The organism is Neorhizobium alkalisoli (genome assembly GCF_007829835.1).
In the GTDB taxonomy this organism is placed as follows: Bacteria; Pseudomonadota; Alphaproteobacteria; order Rhizobiales; family Rhizobiaceae; genus Neorhizobium.
Window position 1 is genome coordinate 132650 of record NZ_VIWP01000005.1, and the last position, 21318, is coordinate 153967.

Annotated in this window: 24 protein-coding genes; 10 read left to right on the top strand and 14 right to left on the bottom strand. The window is 60.2% G+C overall.

Annotated elements, in window-relative coordinates:
- Positions 1–9: 9 nt before the first annotated feature.
- Positions 10–1143: an ornithine/lysine decarboxylase gene (gene odc2 / locus FHW37_RS19735; protein ID WP_145639538.1), complete on the bottom strand. Its 1134-nt coding sequence runs from the start codon at positions 1141–1143 to the stop codon at positions 10–12.
- Positions 1144–1711: 568 nt separating this feature from the next.
- Here odc2 and FHW37_RS19740 point away from each other — a divergent pair.
- The 5 genes from FHW37_RS19740 to FHW37_RS19760 all read left to right on the top strand — a co-directional run bounded on the left by FHW37_RS19740 (position 1712) and on the right by FHW37_RS19760 (position 4966).
- On the top strand, positions 1712–1930 hold the full coding sequence (locus FHW37_RS19740) for a hypothetical protein (protein ID WP_145639539.1): 219 nt from the start codon (positions 1712–1714) through the stop codon (positions 1928–1930).
- On the top strand, positions 1927–2256 hold the full coding sequence (locus tag FHW37_RS19745; RefSeq protein WP_145639541.1) for a type II toxin-antitoxin system PemK/MazF family toxin: 330 nt from the start codon (positions 1927–1929) through the stop codon (positions 2254–2256). The genes FHW37_RS19740 and FHW37_RS19745 overlap by 4 nt, the downstream gene beginning before the upstream one ends.
- Positions 2257–2290: 34 nt before the next feature.
- Positions 2291–3184: a LysR family transcriptional regulator gene (locus FHW37_RS19750; protein ID WP_145639542.1), complete on the top strand. Its 894-nt coding sequence runs from the start codon at positions 2291–2293 to the stop codon at positions 3182–3184.
- An 88-nt stretch (positions 3185–3272) separates the two neighbouring features.
- A complete protein-coding gene (locus FHW37_RS19755; protein WP_145639544.1) occupies positions 3273–3917 on the top strand; it encodes a DUF1007 family protein in 645 nt (214 codons plus the stop codon).
- The gene (locus FHW37_RS19760) at positions 3911–4966 is read left to right on the top strand and encodes a nickel/cobalt transporter (RefSeq protein ID WP_145639546.1); all 1056 of its coding nucleotides are present in this window, start codon (positions 3911–3913) and stop codon (positions 4964–4966) included. Before FHW37_RS19755 ends, FHW37_RS19760 begins: the two co-directional genes overlap by 7 nt.
- Here FHW37_RS19760 and FHW37_RS19765 read toward each other — a convergent pair.
- Positions 4955–5878, bottom strand: a complete 924-nt coding sequence (locus tag FHW37_RS19765; protein ID WP_145639548.1) for a LysR family transcriptional regulator — start codon at positions 5876–5878, stop codon at positions 4955–4957. The two genes, FHW37_RS19760 and FHW37_RS19765, sit on opposite strands and share 12 nt — an antisense overlap.
- Positions 5879–5998: 120 nt before the next feature.
- Between FHW37_RS19765 and FHW37_RS19770 the strand changes: the two genes are divergently transcribed.
- The gene (locus tag FHW37_RS19770; protein WP_145639550.1) at positions 5999–6877 is read left to right on the top strand and encodes an aldo/keto reductase family oxidoreductase; all 879 of its coding nucleotides are present in this window, start codon (positions 5999–6001) and stop codon (positions 6875–6877) included.
- Between the two features lie 206 nt (positions 6878–7083).
- On the opposite strand, the gene FHW37_RS19775 is transcribed toward FHW37_RS19770, so the two are convergent.
- Positions 7084–7293: a hypothetical protein gene (locus tag FHW37_RS19775; RefSeq protein ID WP_145639552.1), complete on the bottom strand. Its 210-nt coding sequence runs from the start codon at positions 7291–7293 to the stop codon at positions 7084–7086.
- A 13-nt stretch (positions 7294–7306) separates the two neighbouring features.
- A complete protein-coding gene (locus FHW37_RS19780; RefSeq protein WP_145639554.1) occupies positions 7307–7999 on the bottom strand; it encodes a GNAT family N-acetyltransferase in 693 nt (230 codons plus the stop codon).
- A gap of 255 nt (positions 8000–8254) precedes the next feature.
- On the opposite strand from FHW37_RS19780, the gene FHW37_RS19785 reads away from it, so the two are divergent.
- Positions 8255–9184, top strand: coding sequence for a hypothetical protein (locus tag FHW37_RS19785; RefSeq protein ID WP_145639556.1), 930 nt, complete (start codon positions 8255–8257; stop codon positions 9182–9184).
- A gap of 74 nt (positions 9185–9258) precedes the next feature.
- Here the strand turns inward: FHW37_RS19785 and FHW37_RS19790 are convergent, their stop codons facing one another.
- The 5 genes from FHW37_RS19790 to FHW37_RS19810 all read right to left on the bottom strand — a co-directional run bounded on the left by FHW37_RS19790 (position 9259) and on the right by FHW37_RS19810 (position 12527).
- The gene (locus FHW37_RS19790; RefSeq protein ID WP_145639558.1) at positions 9259–9576 is read right to left on the bottom strand and encodes a hypothetical protein; all 318 of its coding nucleotides are present in this window, start codon (positions 9574–9576) and stop codon (positions 9259–9261) included.
- A gap of 34 nt (positions 9577–9610) precedes the next feature.
- Complete coding sequence (locus FHW37_RS19795; RefSeq protein WP_145639560.1) at positions 9611–9997, bottom strand: ester cyclase; 387 nt, start codon at positions 9995–9997, stop codon at positions 9611–9613.
- A 93-nt stretch (positions 9998–10090) separates the two neighbouring features.
- Positions 10091–10801 carry a tellurite resistance TerB family protein gene (locus FHW37_RS19800; protein WP_145639562.1) on the bottom strand — a complete coding sequence of 237 codons (711 nt, stop codon included), beginning with the start codon at positions 10799–10801 and terminating at the stop codon, positions 10091–10093.
- 118 nt (positions 10802–10919) lie between these two features.
- On the bottom strand, positions 10920–11687 hold the full coding sequence (locus FHW37_RS19805; protein ID WP_145639564.1) for a M10 family metallopeptidase C-terminal domain-containing protein: 768 nt from the start codon (positions 11685–11687) through the stop codon (positions 10920–10922).
- A 201-nt stretch (positions 11688–11888) separates the two neighbouring features.
- Positions 11889–12527 (bottom strand): 2-dehydro-3-deoxy-phosphogluconate aldolase, encoded by a 639-nt coding sequence (locus FHW37_RS19810; RefSeq protein WP_145639566.1) that lies wholly within the window; start codon positions 12525–12527, stop codon positions 11889–11891.
- Between the two features lie 185 nt (positions 12528–12712).
- On the opposite strand from FHW37_RS19810, the gene FHW37_RS19815 reads away from it, so the two are divergent.
- From FHW37_RS19815 to FHW37_RS19825, 3 genes are read left to right on the top strand one after another with little or no spacing between them, the layout of a single operon-like run.
- Positions 12713–13210 carry a CYTH domain-containing protein gene (locus FHW37_RS19815; RefSeq protein WP_145639568.1) on the top strand — a complete coding sequence of 166 codons (498 nt, stop codon included), beginning with the start codon at positions 12713–12715 and terminating at the stop codon, positions 13208–13210.
- The gene (locus tag FHW37_RS19820) at positions 13185–14171 is read left to right on the top strand and encodes a CHAD domain-containing protein (protein ID WP_145639570.1); all 987 of its coding nucleotides are present in this window, start codon (positions 13185–13187) and stop codon (positions 14169–14171) included. Before FHW37_RS19815 ends, FHW37_RS19820 begins: the two co-directional genes overlap by 26 nt.
- Before the next feature lie 17 nt (positions 14172–14188).
- Positions 14189–15133 carry a rhodanese-related sulfurtransferase gene (locus FHW37_RS19825; protein WP_145639572.1) on the top strand — a complete coding sequence of 315 codons (945 nt, stop codon included), beginning with the start codon at positions 14189–14191 and terminating at the stop codon, positions 15131–15133.
- A 186-nt stretch (positions 15134–15319) separates the two neighbouring features.
- On the opposite strand, the gene FHW37_RS19830 is transcribed toward FHW37_RS19825, so the two are convergent.
- The 5 genes from FHW37_RS19830 to FHW37_RS19850 all read right to left on the bottom strand — a co-directional run bounded on the left by FHW37_RS19830 (position 15320) and on the right by FHW37_RS19850 (position 21048).
- Positions 15320–17515 (bottom strand): putative bifunctional diguanylate cyclase/phosphodiesterase, encoded by a 2196-nt coding sequence (locus FHW37_RS19830; RefSeq protein ID WP_145639573.1) that lies wholly within the window; start codon positions 17513–17515, stop codon positions 15320–15322.
- 144 nt (positions 17516–17659) lie between these two features.
- Entirely contained in the window at positions 17660–18436 is a 777-nt protein-coding gene (locus tag FHW37_RS19835) for a MetQ/NlpA family ABC transporter substrate-binding protein (RefSeq protein ID WP_145639574.1), read from the bottom strand.
- 106 nt (positions 18437–18542) lie between these two features.
- Positions 18543–19322, bottom strand: coding sequence for a MetQ/NlpA family ABC transporter substrate-binding protein (locus tag FHW37_RS19840; RefSeq protein WP_145639576.1), 780 nt, complete (start codon positions 19320–19322; stop codon positions 18543–18545).
- 33 nt (positions 19323–19355) lie between these two features.
- Positions 19356–20024 carry a methionine ABC transporter permease gene (locus FHW37_RS19845; protein WP_145639577.1) on the bottom strand — a complete coding sequence of 223 codons (669 nt, stop codon included), beginning with the start codon at positions 20022–20024 and terminating at the stop codon, positions 19356–19358.
- Entirely contained in the window at positions 20014–21048 is a 1035-nt protein-coding gene (locus FHW37_RS19850) for a methionine ABC transporter ATP-binding protein (RefSeq protein ID WP_145640144.1), read from the bottom strand. Before FHW37_RS19850 ends, FHW37_RS19845 begins: the two co-directional genes overlap by 11 nt.
- Positions 21049–21318 lie beyond the last annotated feature (270 nt).

Sequence of the window (21318 nt, forward strand, 5' to 3'; positions counted from 1 at the left end):
GACGCCCTTTTAGATGACGTAGGCCTTCAGCGGATCGAAGCCGTTGAAGGCGACGGCCGAATAGGTCGTCGTATAGGCGCCGGTGCCTTCGATCAGAACCTCGTCGCCGATCGAAAGGGTGATCGGCAGCGGATACATGTTCTTCTCGTACATCACGTCGGCCGAATCGCAGGTCGGGCCAGCCAGAACGCAGGGTTCCATTTCGTCGCCGTCGCGCTCGGTACGGATCGGGTAACGGATGGCCTCGTCCATGGTTTCGGCGAGACCGCCGAACTTGCCGATGTCGAGGAAGACCCAGCGATGGTTGTCGTTGTCCGACTTTTTCGAGACGAGCACAACTTCCGCCTTGATGACACCAGCATTGCCGACCATGCCGCGACCCGGCTCGATGATCGTCTTCGGCAGGTTGTTGCCAAAGTGCTTGCGCAGCGAAGCAGAGATCGCCTGACCGTATTCTTCGGCCTTCGGGATGTCGCGCAGGTACTTGGTCGGGAAACCGCCGCCCATGTTGACCATCTGCAGGACAATGCCTTGCTTGGCCAGCTGGCCGAAGACGCGCTTGGCATCGGCCAGAGCCGAATCCCAGGCATCGACCTTGGTCATCTGAGAACCGACGTGGAACGAAACACCGTAGGACTCGAGGCCCAGCTGGTGTGCGTAGACGAGAACGTCGACGGCCATCTGCGGAACGCAGCCGAACTTGCGCGACAGCGGCCACTCGGCGCCTTCGCCATCCGTCAGAACGCGGCAGAACACTTTTGCACCCGGCGCAGCGCGGGAAATCTTTTCGACTTCCTCGTGGCTGTCGACGGCATAGAGGCCGACGCCGAGCGCGAAGGCACGCGCAATGTCGCGCTCCTTCTTGATCGTGTTGCCAAAGGAGATGCGGTCGGCGGTGGCGCCTGCATCAAGAGCCATCTGGATTTCGGCGACCGAAGCGCAGTCGAAGTTCGAGCCGAGAGAAGCAAGAAGCTTCAGGATCGCCGGCTCCGGGTTGGCCTTGACTGCATAATAGATCGCGCTGTCCGGCAGGGCATGACGGAAAGCATGGAAATTGTCGCGCACGACGTCGAGATCAACAACCAGGCACGGACCTTCCGGACGGCGGGTCTTGATGAAGTCGAGGATACGAGCAGTGGTCATGGGACAGTCCCTTCAAAATCTCAAAGCTCCGGCTATGAACCGGAGGACAAAGGACGGATGAGAATGCGCAAGGCCCGGCCGATGGAGACCCCGGAACCTAGACACGCTCTACCGCGCGACGGATAGATCAACGCCCCGCCAAGAGCTTTGATCCGGCTTTGTCTGCCTTGGATTGGAGGGTTTTCCCTACCGCACTTCCGGCAATGATGGTGTGCCTCTTTAAAATCCCCGGCTGATGGAAAGCCGGGAGAGAACAAAAAGGCCCGCACCGTCGTTGCTTCAGATGTCCTCGCATTTTCCGGTTGGCCGGAATAGCGACTGGAGGGGTTAGTTCCAGGTACCTTACCGATGACCTCACCTTAGGGATAAATCCCAGTTCGAGGGGTCGGCGGACACCCATGGGCACGTGCGACTTTGGGCTGACCGGGAGATAAGAATATTCGCGGTCATAATCAAGAAGTTTTTTATGGCGGAGGGAAAATAATGGAGCGGCAGCCCAGGGTGGAATTTGCGGAGCGGCATGCGCGGGATTATATTGTGCCGATCGGGGCGCACTTGGAGAAGCCAGATGCCAATCGTCAAGAAGCAGCAAACAGACGCAGACTTGCCCGGATATGTTCTACGACCCGAAATCCGGGCCTTTATCCCGGATGTAAATGACCCGGAATTCCAAGCGCGCCTAAAGGCAGCCATCGCGACTCTGGACCCTGAAGATGAGGCTGAGGCTCTTCGCTGGATCGAGGCCGTTTCCGATTACGATGCGGAAGGGTTGCTGGAAAGCGAATGAGGCGCGGCGACCTGGTAATCGTCGCGGCACCGGGCGACTATGGAAAGCCACGACCTGCTGTCATCATTCTGAGGAACAGCATAGTCACTGATCATTCATCCATTTCTTTTTGCCAATTCACCACAACAATCAACGCATCCTTGGCTTTTCGCGTGACCATCGAGCCCAGCGCTGAAAACGGCCTGAAACTTCGATCGCAAATTATGGCGGACAAGCCTTTGACTGTCCTCAGGCATCGCGTGGGCCCAATTATTGGCCATCTGAGCGAACTCGACATATTGCGGCTTAACGGCGCGCTTGCCTTCGTCCTGGGTTTATCCGACTAAGACAGCCGACAAGAGCTGGAGCAAGCAGTTTTCCATGGACACACTCACCCGCATGCGCGCCTTCATCGACGTCGTCGAGGCAGAGGGCTTTTCCGCCGCCGCCCGGCGCACCGGCCGCTCCAAGGCACTTCTGTCGAAATATGTCCGTGAGCTGGAAGACGATCTCGGCGCCCTGCTCCTCAACCGCACGACCCGCCAGTTCTCGATGACAGAGGCCGGCCACACTTATTACAGGACCGCCTCTGACATCCTGAAGGAGATCGACAACCTCGCCGACCTCGTGCGCGAGAACAATGCCGACCTGAAGGGCCGCCTGCGTGTCTCCGTGCCGCGCACCTTCGTCGATGCCGATGTCGGCCAGTCGCTGATCGATTTCGCCAAGGCCCATCCGGACGTGTCACTGGAAATCGTCGCCGAAGACCGGTTTGTCGACCTGATCGAGGAAAATTTCGACCTCGCGATCCGAATCACCAAACTCGACGATTCAGGCCTGATCGCAAAGAAACTCTCGGATTTTCGGGTTCATGCCGTCGCTACCGCCGATTTCGTCGCCCGCTACGGTCCGCTCACCCATCCGCAGAGTTTGAACGGCGTACCCTTCATCATCGACACCAACACTCGCTGGCACAACAATATTCGCTTCAACGACACGGATGGCTCGACGCTGTCGGTTGCCGTTGCTGGCCCGATCGAGGTCAACAGCCCGCAGGCGACGCTGCGCGCCGCCCGCGCCGGCCTCGGCGTTGCGATCATCCCGGATTTCATCGCCAATGCCTCGATCCAGTCAGGCGAACTGGTGACCTTGTTCGACGATTACATCACCAAGGAACGCGGCATCTATGCGGTCTATCCGCACCGTCGTTACCTGCCCGCCAAGGTGCGCAGCTTCGTCGATTTCCTGGCCAACTGGTTCCGTCAGCCGCGCTGAACCGCCGCTGTCACAAAAAGCACGGGGCCGGAGCCGAAATTCCGTCCCATTTCGCCCGCACATGGGGCGCGGACAAACGGGGAAAGCAATGCGAAACCGAATCATGACCATGGCATTGCTGGCGCTTGCGGCAATCCCGGTGCCAGCCTTTGCCCATCCCCACATCTTCGCCCAGGCACGGCTCGAAGTGGTGGCCGGCGATGACGGCAATGTTTCGGAACTGCGCAATGTCTGGCGTTTCGACGAGGTGTTTTCATCGAGCGTGCTTCTCGATTTCGACAAGAACGGCGATCTGAAGCTCGATGCCAAGGAATTGGCAGAACTCGGCGAGACGATGCGCACATCGATGGCCGATTATCATTATTTCGCGACCATCACCATGAACGGCGCGACGATCGGCGTGCAGAAACCGGATGTCATCCACGCCTCGCTGAAAGACAACCAGCTTCTGGTCATCTTCGCGGTCAAGCCGGCAAAACCCGTGCCGCTTAAAGGCCGCCTCACCTTCGGCATCTACGACCCGACCATGTATACGGCGATCGATTTTCCGACCGATGGCGATCTCGTTCTGAAAGGTGCTGCCTTCCAGAAATGTCAGCACAAGGTCGTCCGCCCAGATCCGGACGAAGTGATCTCCCAGAACACATCGACGCTGACCGACGCCTTCTTCAACGATCCGACCGGCACCGACATGACAAAACTCTTCGCCACGCGCATCGAGGTCTCATGCTGACGTTTCGACGCGCCGCGCCTTTCCTCCTAATTGCGGTCCTGGCATTGGCAGGCGCTGCCCATGCGCAATCTCCGCTCGGCATTGGCTCCGCAGAACCTTCATTTGCAGTTGGCGGGCCGTTTGCGCCCTTCCTTGCCTTCATCAACCATTATCAGCAGGCCTTTTACCGTTCGCTGACCGATGCGCTGCGGGCGATGCGCCAGGATCCCTGGGCGATTTCCGGCCTGATCGGCCTGTCCTTCGCTTATGGCGTCTTCCATGCCGCAGGGCCGGGCCACGGCAAGGCCGTCATCTCCTCCTATATGATCGCCAATGAAGTCGAGCTGAAACGCGGCGTGGTGATCTCCTTCATCTCGTCGCTGCTGCAGGGCATCGTTGCGGTCCTTCTCGTCGGCGCCGCCTTTCTCGTCCTGCGCGGCACAGGCATCACCATGACCGCCGCCACCCAGGCGATGGAAATCGCCAGTTTCGCGATGGTCGTGCTGTTCGGTGCGTGGCTGCTGATCAAGAAGATACGCGCGCTCAGACTGCGCGTCGTGAGCGTTCCGGCGGCAGAACCGGTCTCATCCTTCTCCGGCTTTTCCACGCGCGCCGGCGGCGGCAGCTCGACCGGACTGAAATTCCAGGCGGTCGAGATCGACGATCACGACTATCAGGGCGAAGGCGATTATTGCGAGACCTGCGGTATCAGCCACATGCCCGACCCCGCCCTTCTGAATGGTAAGGAATTCAACCTCAAGGAAGCCTGGTCGGCCATCGTCGCTGTCGGCCTGCGTCCCTGCTCGGGCGCCATCCTCGTCATGAGCTTTTCGTTTCTCAACGGGCTCTATCTCGGCGGCATCCTGTCGGTCCTTGCGATGTCGATCGGCACGGCGATCACTGTCACCATCCTTGCCACCATTGCCGTCGGCGCCAAGGATCTGGCGCTCAAACTTGCCGGCCCGCGTTCGAAGACCGGCCGACGCATCGGCCATGCGATCGAGATCGGCGGCGCGCTTTTCGTGCTTCTGGTCGGCCTCACCCTGCTCGGCGCCTCGCTACAGGCCTGATGCGTCCGCCTCGGGCTTTCGAGCCTTGATGAAATCGATGAAGGCGCGCAAAGGCGCGGGCACCAGACGCCGGCCCGGATAATAAAGGAACGGGCCGGAAAAGCTCTGCCACCAGTCCTTCAGCACCGGCTCCAGCGCGCCATTTTCGAAATGCGGCTGCAGCCAGTCCTCGAACAGCGCAACGATCCCCACGCCGGCAATGGCGGCATACACACCAAGATCCGAACCGCCACCCGACTGCACGATCAGCGGCCCCGGCGGATCGACCTTCACCACTTCATCACCGTGCTCGAATTCCCAGGCCGGGATCGGCCGTCCCGCAAACCGGCCGCGGATACAGGCATGTTCAAGCAGGTCGCGCGGATGCTGAGGCCTGCCATGGGCATCGAGATAGGCCGTTGACGCAGCAAAGGCGAAACGCTGCACGCGCGGCCCGATCGGCACGGCGATCATGTCCTGTTCCAGCCGCTCGTCATACCGGATTCCGGCATCGCAGCCGGCAGCAATGATATCGACGAAACTTTCCTCGGTGACGATTTCAAGTCTTATGTCCGGATAGGCTTTCAGGAAGTCGGGCACGATGGACGGCAGAACAAGCTTCGCGGCGCTGACCGGCACGTTGAGCCGCAAAAGCCCAGCAGGCCGGTCGCGAAAGCCGCTGGCAATGTTGAGCGCCGCCTGCATCTCGGCAACGGCCGGCCCCAGACGCTCCAGAAGCGCCCTGCCTGCCTCGGTCGGCACGACACTGCGGGTCGTGCGGTTGAGCAGCCGCACGCCAAGCTGCGCCTCCAGCCGCCGCACCGCGTCCGACAGGCCAGATGCGCTCGATCCCGTCAACCGACCCGCCTCGCGAAACCCCTTCGCTTCGGCGACCGCAAGCAGCGCCCTGATATCTCCGAGATCAAATTGCATCACCCATCCCGCATTGTCCGCCAAATCGTACAGCCCGTACGAATTATAGCCCGTTTTCGCGCGAACCAGCAGGGCCTATTTTGCGTTCAGACGACAACCGAGCCACAACGGAGAACGACCATGTCGAACATCGCAAAATCCGGAACCTTCAAACTGGGCAACCGCACCGTCAAGCGCCTCGGCTATGGCGCCATGCAGCTTGCCGGCAAGGGCGTCTTCGGCCCACCGAAGGACCGCACGGAAGCCGTGGCCGTACTGCGCGCCGCAATCGAGGCCGGCGTCGACCATATCGACACCAGCGATTTTTACGGTCCTCACGTCACCAACCAAATCATCAAGGAAGCCCTGCATCCCTATCAGGACGATCTCGTCATCGTCACCAAGATCGGCGCGGTCCGCGGCGACGACGCCTCCTGGAACCCGGCCTTTTCCAAGGAACAGCTGACCCAGGCCGTGCATGACAACCTGAAGAACCTCGGCCTCGACGCAATCGAAGTCGTTAATCTGCGTGCAATGTTCTCGATCCACGGCCCGGCCGAAGGCTCGCTGGAAGAGCCGCTGACGGTGCTTGCCGAATTGCAGCAAAAGGGCCTCGTCAAGCATATCGGCCTCTCCAACGTCACGGCGAAGCAGATTGCCGACGGCCGCAAGATCGCGCCGATCGTCTGCGTCCAGAACCAGTACAATCTCGCCCATCGCGAGGATGACGCGCTGATCGACCAGCTGGCGCAGGAGGGCACAGCCTACGTGCCCTTCTTCCCGCTCGGCGGCTTCTCGCCGCTGCAATCCTCCACCCTTTCGGATGTCGCAGCCCGTGTCGGCGCAACGCCGCTGCAGGTGGCGCTTGCCTGGCTGCTGCAGCGCTCGAAGAATATCCTGCTCATTCCGGGCACGTCTTCGCGCGGGCATTTGGCGGAAAATCTGGCTGTGGCCGATATCGAGCTGCCGGCCGATGCAATGAAGGAACTGGACGGGATTGCCGGCGCCAAGGCTGCCTGACCAGAGGCACGGCTTTGTTGGCCTGACTGCCGCAGCCCAGCCCCTCATCCGCCTGCCAGCACCTTCTCCCCGTCTTGATGGGGAGAAGGGAGATGCCGCAACCGTGCCGTTTCCCCTCGCCCCGTTTACGGGGAGAGGGTGCGCCGAGCGAAGCGGAGGCGGGGTGAGGGGCTATGCTGAAACACAACAGCGACAACAGCCTTGCCCTACTCTCCGCCCCTCTTCCGCTGATACCGAGCCCGAAGCCAGAACACCGCAAAAAACCCGAGCAACAATATCGCCCCGACGACAAAGGCAAGCGCCGGCGAATATTGGCCGATCCACAGGACCAGAGTCGGCAGGAAATAGATGACGAGCCCCGCGCCGAGCAGGATCAGCGCCGCGGCAATCGCCTGCGATTTCGCCTCCGGGGTCATTGCCGTCTCCCGATCATGCCGCAGCCTTGGCGATCTCGGCACGGATCTCTTCCAGCCGGCGCTTCTGCTTGCCATCGGCATCAAAATTGTCCGGCGAAAGCCAGGCCTCGAACGCCTTGCCGATCACCGGCCATTCGCTGTCGATCATCGAGAACCAGGCGGTATCGCGGTTCTTGCCGCGCGAAATCACGTGCTGGCGAAACACACCTTCGAAGGTGAAACCGTAACGGATTGCCGTGACCTTGCTCGGCTCGTTTTCGTTATGGCATTTCCATTCGTAACGGCGATAATCCAGCCCTTCGAACACGTGTTTCGCCATCAGGTAATGCAGTTCGGTCGACATCGGCGAACGCTTCATCGCCAGGCCATGCGCCACGGAGCCGACTTCGATCACGCCATTCTTCGGATCCGGCCGCATATAGCTCGCCATCCCGACCACATTGCCGCTTGCGTTTTCGCGCGCGACCAGCGTCACGAAACCGGAATTGGCGCGGACATTCTCCAGCCAGGCACCGAACTGTTCCGAATTCTCATAATGATCGTTCGGAAAATAGCGGATCAGGTCGTTGATCGCCTCTGCCCCACCAAGAGCATCCCACAAGGCCGCCAGATGTTTATCCCGGTCATAGGGCTCCAGGGTGACATAGTGCCCCTTGAGCGTGACGGGAGAGGGAGCGGCCGGCTTGTAATTGGAAAGATCGCGCATGAATGCCTCTGCAATTGATTTGGCGACGCTAGGACAGGCGTCCCTGAAAGGCAACGGCAAAGCCTTCGCCAGATCCGGGCCTTCATCCTCGAACGATTTTGAGGGGTGGTTTTGGGGTGGACAATGAAGCCGCCCGGCCTAATTTGACCTTCGTCAAATAGACGACACGACTGCCACCTTCATCCGCGGCGACGACCCGCGGACCTTCAGAAAGATCTTTCGAGCAATCCACGCAACAGAAACGGACGGGAAGAGATGCCAATACCATCGCAGGCGCGACAAGCGGGCCAGGCAGCACAAGCAGCAGCGCAACAGCAACAGGCGACACCGGAATTTCGCCCGATCATTCTGCACAGCGGCCAGAGCTTTCCAGGACCGGGCGACACGGTCACCCAATCCGGCGTCATCTTCAGTGGCAATACGGCCTATCTCGACGATCTCGACAACCTGATGAGCTGCCGCGGCGGATATTGCGTGCGCAACACGCTGCATGACGGCATTGCCGGCCTGATGCCGGATGGACGGCTGGTCTTCGGCGTCAACAGCCGCATCGATGGCCGCTATACGACGATGATGGGCGCCTTCGACAAGGCCGGGCAGCCATCCCCGCCGACCGCCAAGGAGCAGAAACTGCTCGGCAATCTCCTGCACAATTCGGAAAACCGGATCGTGCTGGCCACCAAGACCCGCAACGATATCGGCTTTAAGACCGAAGGCACCAATCCGCGCGGCGGCGTCTATGTCGCCAATGGCACGATCACCTTCGATCTCGGCTACGAACACAAGTTCAACGACAACACGTCGCTCGGCGGCGAAGCGTCGGCGACGATGGACTGGGAGGGGCGCCAGGTCCTGAGCCGATCGGCGAGCCTCTATGGCAAGACCGGCGACCTGTCCTTCCGCGCCGGCCTGGAACGCGCCGGCCAGACGCTGACCCAGACGGCCGAACTGCGCAAAGGCCGCTATTTCGCCAATGCAAAAGTGTCGAGCGACGGCACGAGCCGCAACCGCGAATACAATATCGGCGCAGACATCACCAAGTCGACGACCCTGACGGTTAACCTGCGCCCTGACTATCGCCCGCCGAGCACGGCTCCGGCCCAGCCCTATCGTTTCGATCCGGCCAATCCGACACCGCTTCCGGACCACAGCAACGCGAAAATCACGCTGAGCATCAAGTTTTAGGGACGTTTGAAAGAGATTGCGGCTTCTTTTACCTGTGGCAAAGAAGCCGTGATCCCGTTTAAATTCCGCGGAACTCAGTCAGACCTTTCACGGTCGTCGCGAATGCTGTTGTCCAATTCGTATTTCTGCCGAACGAACCGATCGTAGTGAGGATCATGAAGCCGCGAGAGCAAAAACATCGCAGCCGGCAATAGAAACAGCACGACCAAGATACCGATACGGAAGAACCAGAGAGCGCCTTGCGGACCAAACATGTCAACTAAGATCGCAGCCTTGCGGAGATAAGTGACATCATCAACTACGCTTAGAACGAAGATCCCGACAGCAATCATCGACAAGCCCAAAGCATATAGCTTCATCTTTTCGATATTTGCTTTCGACCATTCTTTCATCGACCTGCCCCAAGCCCGTACGACATACTTGCGATCAAAGTTGCGCTTCAATCACCGATTTGTCGATCACCGACCACACTTCGATTATCCGCCCGTCGCGAAATTCATAAAAGACGTTTTCGCAGAACGACACTTTTCGCCCGTTCACATCAAGCCCCATGAACTTTCCTTTCGGCGAGCAGGAAAAGGAAAGCCGGCTGGCGATGAAGGGCGGATCGGCGGCGAGCAGCTCGATGTTGAACCGCAGGTCCGGAATGTCGTCGAAATCCTTTTCCAGCATCGCGCGATACCCCGAAACACCGAGCGGCCGGCCATTGTGGACGGCGTCGTCGCTGACGAATTCGCCAAGTCGCGCCCAGTCCCGGGCGTTGAGGCAGGCGATATAGTTTTTATAGATATCTCTGAGATCGGCTGCGGCCATATTCACTCCTCCATTCCCGTCCTGGAACGAGATGGAGCAGTGTCCGCAGAAGACGATGGGTGCGCCGCATTTTCTGGCGGCGCAGTGACCGCGTTACGCCGTGACCTTCGCCGCCGTCACCGTTGCATCGATATGGTCGAGCAGCGCGTCCGGCAGGCCAAGGCGACCGGCCAAGAGGTCGAGATAACCGCGTTCGGCGCGCGTATCCGGATCGATCGTCAGGCGCGTCGCGGTATAAAGTTCGACCTTCTGCTCTTCCGTCCGTGCCGCGGCAACGAGATCGTCGATATCGACCGGATTGGCGAGCTCGTTCTGGATGAAGGCTTCCGCTTCATTGCCGAGATCGACCGCATGGATCTTGTCCATGATATTCGCCCGCTCGGCCTCGTCGATATGGCCATCGGCGCGCGCAGCGGCGATCATCGCCCTGACCAGCACCAGCGCGAAATCATTGGAAAGCTGCGGCGATTGCAGGCTGAAAGCCGAATCCGGCGGTGGCAGGGCGATCGGCTCGGCTGCCGGCACGGGCTGGGGCGCTGTCTGCGGCGTCTGGCCGGACTGGTAGTTCTTGTAGGCGAGATAACCGAGGCCCGCGACAGCCGCGATACCGCCGACCGTCGCGACATTGCCGGCGATCTTGCGGCCTGTCTTGGTGCCGAGGATCGCGGCAACGATGCCGGCGGTTTTCAGGGGATTGTTCTTGGCGATATCGCCGAACTGGCCTGCCCGATCCTTCACGCTTCCCGAAAGACCTGGAACCTGCGACCCGAGGAACTGGTCGAGAAGCTTCTTTGCATCGAACATTCACATCTCCTGGAGGTTGTAATCAGCCCCAGAGATAGGAACGGCCGCGCGGAAAACAATTTTTCCGCGCGGCCGATAACGTGATTGTCAGAATGCCGTGTCGATCAGGCGGCGCTCTTCAGAGCAGGAAAAAGTCGCCCGTAACCTTGGTGACATGTTCCAGAACGATGCCGAAATCGGCCTTCTTGTCACCGTTGACATCGCCATAGACGTAAACGCTGCTGCCATGCTTTTCGTAGCGCAGCTCGCCGGCCTTGCCGTCGAATTTCGACGTGCCGATAAAGGAGAAGGCCTGGTTGCCGGCAAGCTTCGTATTGGCGTCGATCGCCTTGAGATCGATGCGATCCTTTTCCGAAATCGAGAAGTCAAGGATGTGATCCATGCCAGATGGCGTTGGGAGCGATTCCTTGACATTCTTGAACACGAACGTATCGGCAGCTGCGCCACCACCGAGATCATCGGCGCCGAGGCCGCCATACAGCGTGTCCTTGCCCGCGCCGCCAAGCAGCGTGTCGGCATATTTGCTGCCGGAAAAGCTGTCATTGCCGCCGTTCAGAAGAGCGACGAAGGACTTTTCATCGAGGCCGAGTACCGCTTCAGCAACGGAATGCGCATCAAGCTTCAGGCCGGTGACTGAAATTGCCGTTACGCCCGAATATTTCAGCGTCATGCTCGTAACCGTGCCATGCACGTCGGAAACCTGGCCCTTGCTGTCCTTTTCATAGGTCAGGCCGGAGCCGCCGAACTGAAAATAGTTAGAGCTATCGTCATAAAGCTTCAACGCTTTCGACGTCGCGCTGGCGTAGTCGTAATCGAACAGGCCTTCCATGCCGAGATCCGACATGTCGAGCCCACGCCCGATATCGCCCAAAACAAGCTTTGCCATGAAATGTCTCCCCACCGATGGTTGAGGAATTCATAGCAACCCGGCAGGCCAAAGCAAATGCTACGTTTCACATACGAGAAATCGCTGACACCCACGACTTACGCGGAGGCTGCCTTTATTGACGACACCGAGAATTGCGTCGTCCGGAGAGAAGTCGAGCCGAAAATCTATTCTTTCGGCTCGAAGTCCTGGATGAAGAACTCAGCCCTTCAGCGCGAACGCTTCCGAAGCGAGCTTGGTAATGCCTGCCCAGTCGCCGGCAGCGATCAGGTCCTTCGGCGCAACCCAGGAACCGCCGACGCAGACGACGTTCGGCAGCGACAGGTAATCCATGGCATTCTTCAGCGAAACGCCGCCGGTCGGGCAGAACAGCGTGCCGGCAAGCGGCGAAGACAGGGCCTTGAGGTAAGGCGCGCCGCCAGCCTGTTCGGCCGGGAAGAACTTCATCACGTCGTAACCGGCTTCGCGCAGCGTCATCACTTCGCTTGCGGTGGCAGCACCCGGAAGCAGTGGCACGTCCGAATCCTTGGCGGCAGCCAGCACGCCCGGAGTGACGCCCGGCGAAACGATGAAGGTCGAGCCGGCCTTGACGGCGGCGTCCCAGTTACGAGCATTGAGAATGGTGCCGGCACCGACATTGGCGCCTTCGACTTCTTCAGCCACGGCCTTGACCGCGTCGAGAGCAGCCGGCGTGCGCATGGTGATCTCGATTGCCCTGAGGCCACCGGCGACGAGCGCCCTGGCGAGGCCGACAGCGGATTTCGCATCGTCGACGATCAGCACCGGCACGACAGGCTGCAATTTTAGGATGGAAAGCAGCTTTTCGGTCTTGGTTGCCATGATGAATCCTCCGTTCAAACGATTGAAATGCGGGTGTTGGGAATAACGCCGCCTATCCGCATTGTCGAGGAAAAAGCGCCCGCGACGGCAGGCCGCAATCACGAAGACAAAGCCATGGCCGGTTGCGTTTCCCTTTCCACGGAAAATACTCTAGAATTTGTTCCAGTACTGCGACAGGGGTGGCCATGGCCAAGGAAATCGAGCGCAAGTTTCTGGTACGCAACGATGGATGGCGCATAGAAGCCGCTTCATCCTCGCAATTTCTGCAGGCCTATATCGCGTCGGGCGACGACAGGTCGATCCGGGTGCGCATCATCGACGGAACCAAGGCGAGGCTGACCGTCAAGATCGGCCGCGAAATGCTTTCTCGCGACGAGTTCGAATACGACATCCCGGTATCCGACGCGAATGAACTTGCCGATCTTTCCATCGGCATCGTGCTCGAAAAGGTCCGCCATCGTGTCGAGCACAAGGGTTACATCTGGGAAATCGACGTCTATTCCGGCACCTATGAGGGGCTGATCGTTGCCGAGGTGGAGATCGAGGACGAGAAGGCGCGGCCAGAGCTGCCCGCCTGGATCGGCCGCGAAATCACCGGCGACCGCCGTTATTCCAATCTTGTCATGGCAACGGAAGACCTGAGCAGGGAGCTGATCCATGGCGTTCCGGCTGCGGCCCGATAGACCTTTCACCGCCGAATTCCGGTCGGTTGCCGAAAACCAGCTGAAGAAGGCGATCGGCTTTCTCGAAAACCAGCCCGATGGCCCGCACGAGGCGATCCACGACGCCCGCAAGAAGTTCAAGCGCGTCCGCGCCCTCTATCGGCTGATCGAGCCGGACGCCAAGGATTTTCGCCGCGCCGAGAATGCCCGCCTGCGCGACATGGCAAAAACCCTTTCGGCCGTCCGCGATGCGACCGCGCTGATCGAAACCGTCGATTATCTCACAACCGAGGCCGGTTCAGAGGAAGAGCAAGCAGCGCTCGCCTCTGCTTCCAATGCCCTGACGAAACGGCGCGACCGGATCGCCGCCGAGGAACACGATCTGCCGGCGAAAATGGCAGCCGCCGCAGACACCTGCCGCGCGGCGATTGCTGCACTCGATGGGCTCGAACTCGACGACCATCACCGCAGGACGGCAAAAAGACTTGGCAAGGTCTGGGAAAAGCAGCGTCGCAAGGCAATTGCAGCCCTGAGCCAATGCCATGACAACACCCATGCAGAAGCTTTTCACGATCTCAGGAAATGCGGCCAGGTCTACTGGATGCATCTGTCGCTCTTGAGGGACGCCTGGCCCTCGGCCATGGCCGCCAAGCAGCGGGAAACGAAACTTCTGGTCGATCGCCTCGGCCATGAGCACGACCTTTCGGTGCTGACCGAGATCATCAATGAAAGCCCGGACATTTTCGGTTCGAGCGAGACGCTGGCGCTCGTGATCGGCGCCATCATCACCCGCCAGCAGGCGCTGCGGCACGAGGCGCTCGACTTGGCGGAAAAGGTGTTTGCCGACAGCGCCGAGAGGGAAAGCGATGTGATCGCACTTCTCTGGCTCGAAGCAAGTCGCCTCAGTGGCAAAGTTCACGCGGAAAAACCGAGCGACAAACACATTCAAGGGCAAGAAATCGCGTTGCGCGGCGTGTCCTGAGGCTGTATTTCAGCGCCATGACCGAAAACCAGACCCTTCCCCGCCCAGAGACGACGGGCGCCTTTCTCGTGGCCGCGCTGTATCACTTCGCGCGTTTCGAACGCTTCGAGGATTTTCGCAGCCCCCTGCAGGCTTTTTGCGACGAAAACGGCATCAAGGGCACGCTGCTGATCGCCCGCGAGGGTATCAACGGCACGGTCGCCGGATCCGATGCGGCGATCGCCGACATGCTCGCCTTCCTGCGTGCGCAGCCGGAATTCAAAAACCTTGAGCACAAGGAAAGCCGGGCAGCAAAAATGCCCTTCCTGCGCATGAAGGTGAAGCTCAAGAAAGAGATCGTCACCATGGGCGTCGAGGATATCGACCCCAACCGGATCGTCGGCACCTATGTCGATCCGAAGGACTGGAACGCGCTGATCTCCGATCCGGAAACCATCCTGATCGACACCCGCAACGATTACGAGACGGCGATCGGCATCTTCAAGGGCGCAGTCGATCCGCAGACCAAGACGTTTCGCGAGTTTCCGGACTGGGTGAAGAACCATACTGGCCTGCACAACAAGCCAAAAATTGCCATGTACTGCACCGGCGGCATCCGCTGCGAGAAGGCCACAGCCTTCATGAAGGAACAGGGTTTTGACGAGGTCTATCACCTCAAGGGCGGCATCCTGAAATATCTCGAGGAAGTGCCGGCCGAGGAAAGCCTCTGGGAAGGCGCCTGTTTCGTTTTCGATGAACGCGTCTCGATCGAGCACGGCCTGAAACAGGGCAATCACAAGCTTTGCCATGCCTGCCGCAACCCGATCACCGCCGAAGAGATCACCTCGCCGAAATACGAGGAAGGCGTCTCCTGCTCGCATTGTTATGACACACGCACCGAGGAAGACCGCCAGCGCTATCGCCAGCGTCAGCTGCAGATCGCGCTCGCCAAGCAGCGCGGCGAGAAGCATATCGGCAGCTGATATCGAAGCGGCAAAGGCCCCTCCCAACCCTCCCCACAAGGGGGAGGGCTTAACCTAGCCGTTCCGGCGAGGCTCAATTGAGGCAGACGGTAGCCGCGAGTCTTCTCCCCTCTTGTGGGGGAGATGGCCAGCAGGCCAGAGAGGGTTTTTACCTCGGGTGGCTTTGGTCGTTTTAGACCTGAAAAATCAAGCCACCGGCCCATTGCCCCGAGTACGCCGGCCATTCTCGTACATCCGGTCGATCTCTTCCGCTGGCACCGGGCGCCCGAAGAAATAGCCCTGCAGCTCATCGCAACCGATCGTGCGCAGCTGCATGGCCTGCCGCTCGCTCTCCACGCCCTCTGCCGTCACCGGCAGATCCAGCGAGCGAGCAAGCGCCACCGTTGCCTGCAGCATCTCGATCGCCTGCACGCCGTCGTTCAGCCCGTCCACGAGCGACTTGTCGATCTTCATCCGGTCGAAGCCGAACTGGCGTAGGTAACCCACACTCGAGAAGCCGGCGCCGAAATCGTCGAGCGCGATCTTCACCCCGAGCCGTTTCAGCTTTGAAATCGCCGCCCTCGCCCGCTCCGGGTTCTGGACCAGATACCCTTCCGTCATTTCCAGCGTCACCCGTGCGGGATTGGTGTTGGTCTTGCGGAACACCGAATCCACATGCAGCGCAAAGGCCGGATCTCGGAACTGGCCGGGCGAGATATTCACCGCCACCTTGATCTCCGGCCACCTAGCCATCCGCTCGCAGGCGCGATGCAGCACGAACAGGCCGAGCTGGTCGATCAGCCCGGTCGATTCAGCGATCGGAATGAACACTTCCGGCGGCACCGGCCCGTAACCGCGGCGTGTCCAGCGCGCCAGCGCCTCGACCCCGATCAGCTGCCAGCTGCCTGCCTCGACCAGCGGCTGGTAGACGATAACGATTTCCCGCCGCTCGATCGCGATCCTGAGATCGACTTCGAGCCGGTTGCGCTCCTCGCGCTCGTGGTCCATCTCCGCCCGGTAATAGTCCGTGCGACCACGACCGGCTTCCTTGGCGGCATACATGGCCATGTCAGCCCGCCGCACGAGTTCTTCGCCTGACACTTTCCCGCCCGGCGAGATCGCCACGCCGATACTGGTGCCGATGATCGCCACCCGCTCGCCGATCACAAAGGGCTCGTCGAAGAAGCCGAGAATGCGGTCGCAGAGGTCTTCCGTCGGCACATGCATCTCGGCTGTCGAAAAGGCGATCGCGAATTCGTCGCCGCCGACGCGGGCAAGCACCGCATTCTCGCTGACCAGCGCCCGAAGCCCGGCAGACACGCCGCGGATCACCTTGTCGCCGGTTCCGTGGCCATAGGCGTCGTTGACTTCCTTGAAGCCGTCGAGATCGAGATAGAGCAGCACGACATGCGCATCGCGCCCCTGATGAAGCCGCACGAGCTCGTCGAGTGCCGCAAAGAAACCGGCGCGGTTCAGAAGCCCGCTCAGCCGGTCGGTCAGCGCCAGATGCCGGGCCGCCGCCTCATCCGCCTTCAGCCGGTCAAGCGTATTGGTGCCGCTGACATAAAGCAGCAGAAAGAAGATGCCGACCATGGCGAGCGCGCCGTAAACCAGCGGCCGAACCTGCAGATAACCGCGATCCCCCGGTAGATTCCGGTTCCAGGCAAGCCTGGCGAGCAACTGGCCATGGACATTGCGGATATCGACCATTTCCTTGGCGACCTCGTCGGGTGCCGTGAAATGCAGGCCACCGATCACATAGGTATCCGCAAGCTGGCCGACCTTCCTGTCATCGAGATGACGGGCGAAGATCAGATAACGCCGCTCGCCAATCTGCTTGTCGAGCGCGCCGGATTTTTCGCGGATCAATGCGATCCCGACCGCGGCAATGCCGTCTCCGGCACGCGCAAACCCGGCCGCTTCCGGTAAGGCTTCCGCACCGACGGAGCGGACATTGTCGAACATCGTCCAGACGGAGGCGTCGAAATAGCTGCGTGGGTTCCAGCTCGCCGGCAGGCCATCCTGATAGGCCATCACTGCGTTGCGCTCGGAATCCAGCACGACTGCGACATCGAACAGATCGCTATTGGCGGTCATGTCGCCGTAATTGCTGACGACCCAGTCTTTTCCATCCGGCGCATAGACGAAATTGGCCGCATCGTCCCAGGCCGCATAATCGTTCAGCGTCGCGTGCAGCTGGCTCTTGAATGTCTTGAGGGCACCATCCGTGGTCTGGCGCGACCGCTCGTCGTCGAAACGGTTGGCATGGTCGGCAATACGATCGACGGCGGTGATGATAAAAACGGTAACGATCGTCACGACGACGGCAAACGCGAGCAACGTCCAGGTCACGGCAGACCGACGGCCGACCGGGCGCCCAAAACGTGACGGTAGAAGCCGCATTCGACAACCTTCCAAGAACGCCACATCCTTGGCGAGCATATATTCAAATACAGTTAAAAGAAGAGCCGACCTTAACAATAAGGCCGGCTTTCCAGGATTTATATTTGGTCCGGACGACAAAATGCCGTCTGCTGCAACCCTGTATTACCAGGAGGGGATCAGCGCACCCTTGAACTGGTCATTGATGAAGGCCTTGATGCTATCGTCATGATAGGCTTCGACCAGCGTCTTGACCCAGGGCTTGTCCTTGTCGGCGGTGCGCACGACGATGACGTTTGCATAAGGCGACTTCTCGCCTTCGATGGCGATCGCGTCCTTCTTCGGGTTCAGGCCGGCTTCCATCGCGTAATTGGTGTTGATGACGGCAGCGGCGACGTCATCGAGCGAGCGCGGCAGCTGGGCGGCGTCGATCTCGGCGAACTCGATCTTCTTCGGGTTCTCGATGATGTCTGCGACCGTCACCTTGACGCCCGGATTGTCCTTGAACTTGATCAGGCCCTTGGAGGCGAGAACGAGCAGCGCGCGGCCGCCATTGGTCGGATCGTTCGGGATCGCCACGGTCGCGCCTTCCTTCAGCTCGTCGAGGCTCTTCACCTTCTTGGAATAGACGCCCATCGGGGTGGTGATCGTCTTGCCGACGCTGACGAGATCGAACTTGCGGTCGGCGATCTGGTTGTCGAGATAGGGCTGATGCTGGAACGAATTGGCCTGGATGTCGCCATCGTTCAGCGCCTGGTTCGGCACGACATAGTCGGAGAACTCGACGATCTCGATGTTGAGGCCCTTCTTGGCAGCGATCGCCGCGACCTTTTCCATGATCTGGGCATGTTCGCCGGGCGTAACGCCGACCTTGATATTTTCGGCAAGTGCCGGGAAGGCGGAAAGGGCAGCGACGGCTGCCGCGATGATCAGTCTCTTCATGGGTGTTTCCTCTATATGATCTTGTTGTTCTTCAGGTCACCGCCTGCCCTTGCCTCTCCGGACACGTAACAGGCGACGAAAACTTTTGGGCATTACCCGATGGGCATTACCAGGTGGGCGTGATGGCGCCCTTGAATTTTTCCTCGATGAAGGCCGCCACTTCCGGGCTGTGATAGCTTTCGACGAAGGTCTTTACCCAGGCGGCATCCTTGTCCTTGGCGCGCACGGCGATGATGCCGACATAAGGCGCCTTGACGCTTTCCTGGAACAGGCCGTCCTTCTTCGGGTTGAGATTGGCGGCGAGCGCGTAATTGGTGGTGATGGCGGCGAGATCGACGTCATCGAGCGAGCGCGGCAGCTGGGCGGCATCGAGTTCGACAATGTTGAGGTTCTTCGGATTGCCGGTGATATCGGCAACCGATGCCTTGACGCCGACGCCGTCCTTCAGCGTGATCAGCTTCTGGTCGGCAAGCAGGATCAGCGCGCGACCGCCATTGCTCGGGTCGTTCGGGATCGCGACCGAAGCGCCGTCTTTCAGCTCGGCGAGCGACTTGATCTTCTTGGAATAACCGGCCATCGGGAAATTGACCGACTTCGCGACGCTGACGAGATCAAGCCCGCGTTCCTTGACCTGGTTGTCGAGGTAAGGCTGGTGCTGGAAGGAATTGATGTCGATCTCGCCATCCGACAGCGCCTGGTTCGGCACGACATAATCGGAGAACTCGGTGATATCGAGCTCGAGCCCCTTCTTAGCCGCAACTTCCTTCACCTTTTCAAGGATCTGCGCGTGCGGGCCGGGCGTGACGCCAACCTTCTTGGTTTCGGCAAAAGCCGAACCGGCGGAGACAAGTGCTGCAATGGCCGCAGCAACGATCAGTTTCTTCATGGTCTTACCCCTCTTTAAAAACAGTTCCGGTAATCAATTCTTACGATTGCGCTTGTCGAAGCGGCGGGCGAGCAGATCGCCGGCGCTCTGCACGAGCTGCACCAGCACGATCAGCACGACGACGACCGCGAGCATCATTTCCGGCATGAAACGCTGGTAACCGTAGCGGATACCGAGGTCGCCAAGACCGCCGCCGCCGACCGCACCGACCATGGCCGAATAGCCGATCAGGCTGACCATGGTCATGGTGAGCGCCGCCATCAGCGCCGGCCGCGCTTCGGCCAGTAGCACCTTGAAAACGATCTGCATCGGCGTGGCGCCCATGGCGCGCGCAGCCTCGATCAACCCGGTATCGATCTCGCGGATCGCCGCCTCGACCAGACGCGCGAAAAAGGGAATGGTCGCGATCGTCAGCGGCACGATCGCCGCATAGGTGCCGATCGAAGTTCCGGTGACGAGCCGTGTGAAGGGAATGATCGCGACGACGAGGATAATGAACGGCGTCGAGCGCGCGGCATTGACGATGAGGCCGATGACGCGATTGACCGCCGGCGCCGGAAACAGCTCGCCCTTGCCGCTGGTGGCGAGGAAGACGCCGATCGGCAGGCCGATCAGCGAACCGATCAGGCCGGCGATAACCACCATCTGCAGCGTCTGGCCGAGCGCCTTGGTGAGGAGGTTGAACATCATATCAGGCGACATAACCGAGCACCTCCGTGGAAAGGCCGGTTTCGGCATAAAAGCGGTTGGCGCGCTCGACGACATCGGGCGCGGCCGAATAGGAAACGACCAGCGATCCGAACGGCTTGCCGCCGATCTCCTCGATCCCGCCGGCGAGAATATTGACGTCCGAGCCGAGCTCGGAAACCAGCCTGCCGGTCAGCGGCTTGAAAGCCGTCTCGCCGAAGAAGACGAGACGCACCAGAACGCGGTCACCCACCGAAGGCTGGGCCTTCAGACCATTGCGCAGCCATTCCGGCAGTTTCAATGCGGTAGCAAGCAGCGTGCGGGTCGTTTCATGTTTCGGGCTGGCATAGACGTCGAACGTGCTGCCCGCCTCGACGATCCTGCCCCTGTCGATCACGGCAACGTCGGTCGCGATCTCCTTCACCACTTCCATTTCATGGGTGATGAGCAGGACGGTCAGGCCGAGTTCGGCATTGATCCGCTTCAGCAGTTCAAGAATGGATTGGGTCGTTTCCGGATCGAGCGCAGAAGTCGCCTCGTCCGAGAGCAGCAGCTTCGGCGAGGTCGCAAGCGCGCGGGCAATGCCAACGCGCTGTTTCTGGCCACCCGACAGTTCCGACGGATAACGACCGGCCTTGTCGCCGAGCCCGACCAGATCAAGCAGCGGCGTGACCTTGTCGCGGATCGTCTTTTTGTCGACACCGGCGATCTCGAGCGGCAGCGCCACATTGTCGAAGGCGGTGCGCGAGGTGAGCAGATTGAAATGCTGGAAAATCATGCCGACCTGGCGGCGCAGATCGCGAAGACCATGTTCCGAAAGCCCGCCAACCTCCACACCATCGACGGTGACACGGCCGGACGACGCCTTTTCAAGTCCGTTGACGAGCCGGATCAGCGTCGACTTGCCGGCACCGGAGCGGCCGATAATGCCGGTGATCGCACCGCGCGCCACGGTGAAGTCGATGCCATCGAGAGCCGTGAAGCCCGGCTTGCCGCCGGCCTCACCGAAACGTTTGGTAACCGCCTCGAAGGCGACCATGGGTGCCGCTGCGGTGGAGGCCGCAAGGGGGCGTATTGGCGCCTGTCCCGCCTCTTCTGGCGGAGCGGCATTTGCCGCGGCATTGGGGATCGTCATTGTCTGCTCGCAAATTAAGTCGTGTCATCCCGGCGATGGACGCGCCGGTTCAAATTCATGCAGCCAGGCGGCACATTCGATGACAGGTGACTTTCCGGAGCATTTCGAGCGGCTTTCGCGTGAGACCGGGATGGCCTCTTCTGATGGCGCATCAATGCCCCGGACTCACCGCAT

Excerpts from the sequence above, each read along its gene's own strand:
- odc2 (WP_145639538.1), bottom strand. The coding sequence starts at position 1,143 with ATGACCACTGCTCGTATCCTCGACTTCATCAAGACCCGCCGTCCGGAA.
- FHW37_RS19740 (WP_145639539.1), top strand. The coding sequence starts at position 1,712 with ATGCCAATCGTCAAGAAGCAGCAAACAGACGCAGACTTGCCCGGATAT.
- FHW37_RS19745 (WP_145639541.1), top strand. The coding sequence starts at position 1,927 with ATGAGGCGCGGCGACCTGGTAATCGTCGCGGCACCGGGCGACTATGGA.
- FHW37_RS19750 (WP_145639542.1), top strand. The coding sequence starts at position 2,291 with ATGGACACACTCACCCGCATGCGCGCCTTCATCGACGTCGTCGAGGCA.
- FHW37_RS19755 (WP_145639544.1), top strand. The coding sequence starts at position 3,273 with ATGCGAAACCGAATCATGACCATGGCATTGCTGGCGCTTGCGGCAATC.
- FHW37_RS19760 (WP_145639546.1), top strand. The coding sequence starts at position 3,911 with ATGCTGACGTTTCGACGCGCCGCGCCTTTCCTCCTAATTGCGGTCCTG.
- FHW37_RS19765 (WP_145639548.1), bottom strand. The coding sequence starts at position 5,878 with ATGCAATTTGATCTCGGAGATATCAGGGCGCTGCTTGCGGTCGCCGAA.
- FHW37_RS19770 (WP_145639550.1), top strand. The coding sequence starts at position 5,999 with ATGTCGAACATCGCAAAATCCGGAACCTTCAAACTGGGCAACCGCACC.
- FHW37_RS19775 (WP_145639552.1), bottom strand. The coding sequence starts at position 7,293 with ATGACCCCGGAGGCGAAATCGCAGGCGATTGCCGCGGCGCTGATCCTG.
- FHW37_RS19780 (WP_145639554.1), bottom strand. The coding sequence starts at position 7,999 with ATGCGCGATCTTTCCAATTACAAGCCGGCCGCTCCCTCTCCCGTCACG.
- FHW37_RS19785 (WP_145639556.1), top strand. The coding sequence starts at position 8,255 with ATGCCAATACCATCGCAGGCGCGACAAGCGGGCCAGGCAGCACAAGCA.
- FHW37_RS19790 (WP_145639558.1), bottom strand. The coding sequence starts at position 9,576 with ATGAAAGAATGGTCGAAAGCAAATATCGAAAAGATGAAGCTATATGCT.
- FHW37_RS19795 (WP_145639560.1), bottom strand. The coding sequence starts at position 9,997 with ATGGCCGCAGCCGATCTCAGAGATATCTATAAAAACTATATCGCCTGC.
- FHW37_RS19800 (WP_145639562.1), bottom strand. The coding sequence starts at position 10,801 with ATGTTCGATGCAAAGAAGCTTCTCGACCAGTTCCTCGGGTCGCAGGTT.
- FHW37_RS19805 (WP_145639564.1), bottom strand. The coding sequence starts at position 11,687 with ATGGCAAAGCTTGTTTTGGGCGATATCGGGCGTGGGCTCGACATGTCG.
- FHW37_RS19810 (WP_145639566.1), bottom strand. The coding sequence starts at position 12,527 with ATGGCAACCAAGACCGAAAAGCTGCTTTCCATCCTAAAATTGCAGCCT.
- FHW37_RS19815 (WP_145639568.1), top strand. The coding sequence starts at position 12,713 with ATGGCCAAGGAAATCGAGCGCAAGTTTCTGGTACGCAACGATGGATGG.
- FHW37_RS19820 (WP_145639570.1), top strand. The coding sequence starts at position 13,185 with ATGGCGTTCCGGCTGCGGCCCGATAGACCTTTCACCGCCGAATTCCGG.
- FHW37_RS19825 (WP_145639572.1), top strand. The coding sequence starts at position 14,189 with ATGACCGAAAACCAGACCCTTCCCCGCCCAGAGACGACGGGCGCCTTT.
- FHW37_RS19830 (WP_145639573.1), bottom strand. The coding sequence starts at position 17,515 with ATGCGGCTTCTACCGTCACGTTTTGGGCGCCCGGTCGGCCGTCGGTCT.
- FHW37_RS19835 (WP_145639574.1), bottom strand. The coding sequence starts at position 18,436 with ATGAAGAGACTGATCATCGCGGCAGCCGTCGCTGCCCTTTCCGCCTTC.
- FHW37_RS19840 (WP_145639576.1), bottom strand. The coding sequence starts at position 19,322 with ATGAAGAAACTGATCGTTGCTGCGGCCATTGCAGCACTTGTCTCCGCC.
- FHW37_RS19845 (WP_145639577.1), bottom strand. The coding sequence starts at position 20,024 with ATGTCGCCTGATATGATGTTCAACCTCCTCACCAAGGCGCTCGGCCAG.
- FHW37_RS19850 (WP_145640144.1), bottom strand. The coding sequence starts at position 21,048 with ATGGTCGCCTTCGAGGCGGTTACCAAACGTTTCGGTGAGGCCGGCGGC.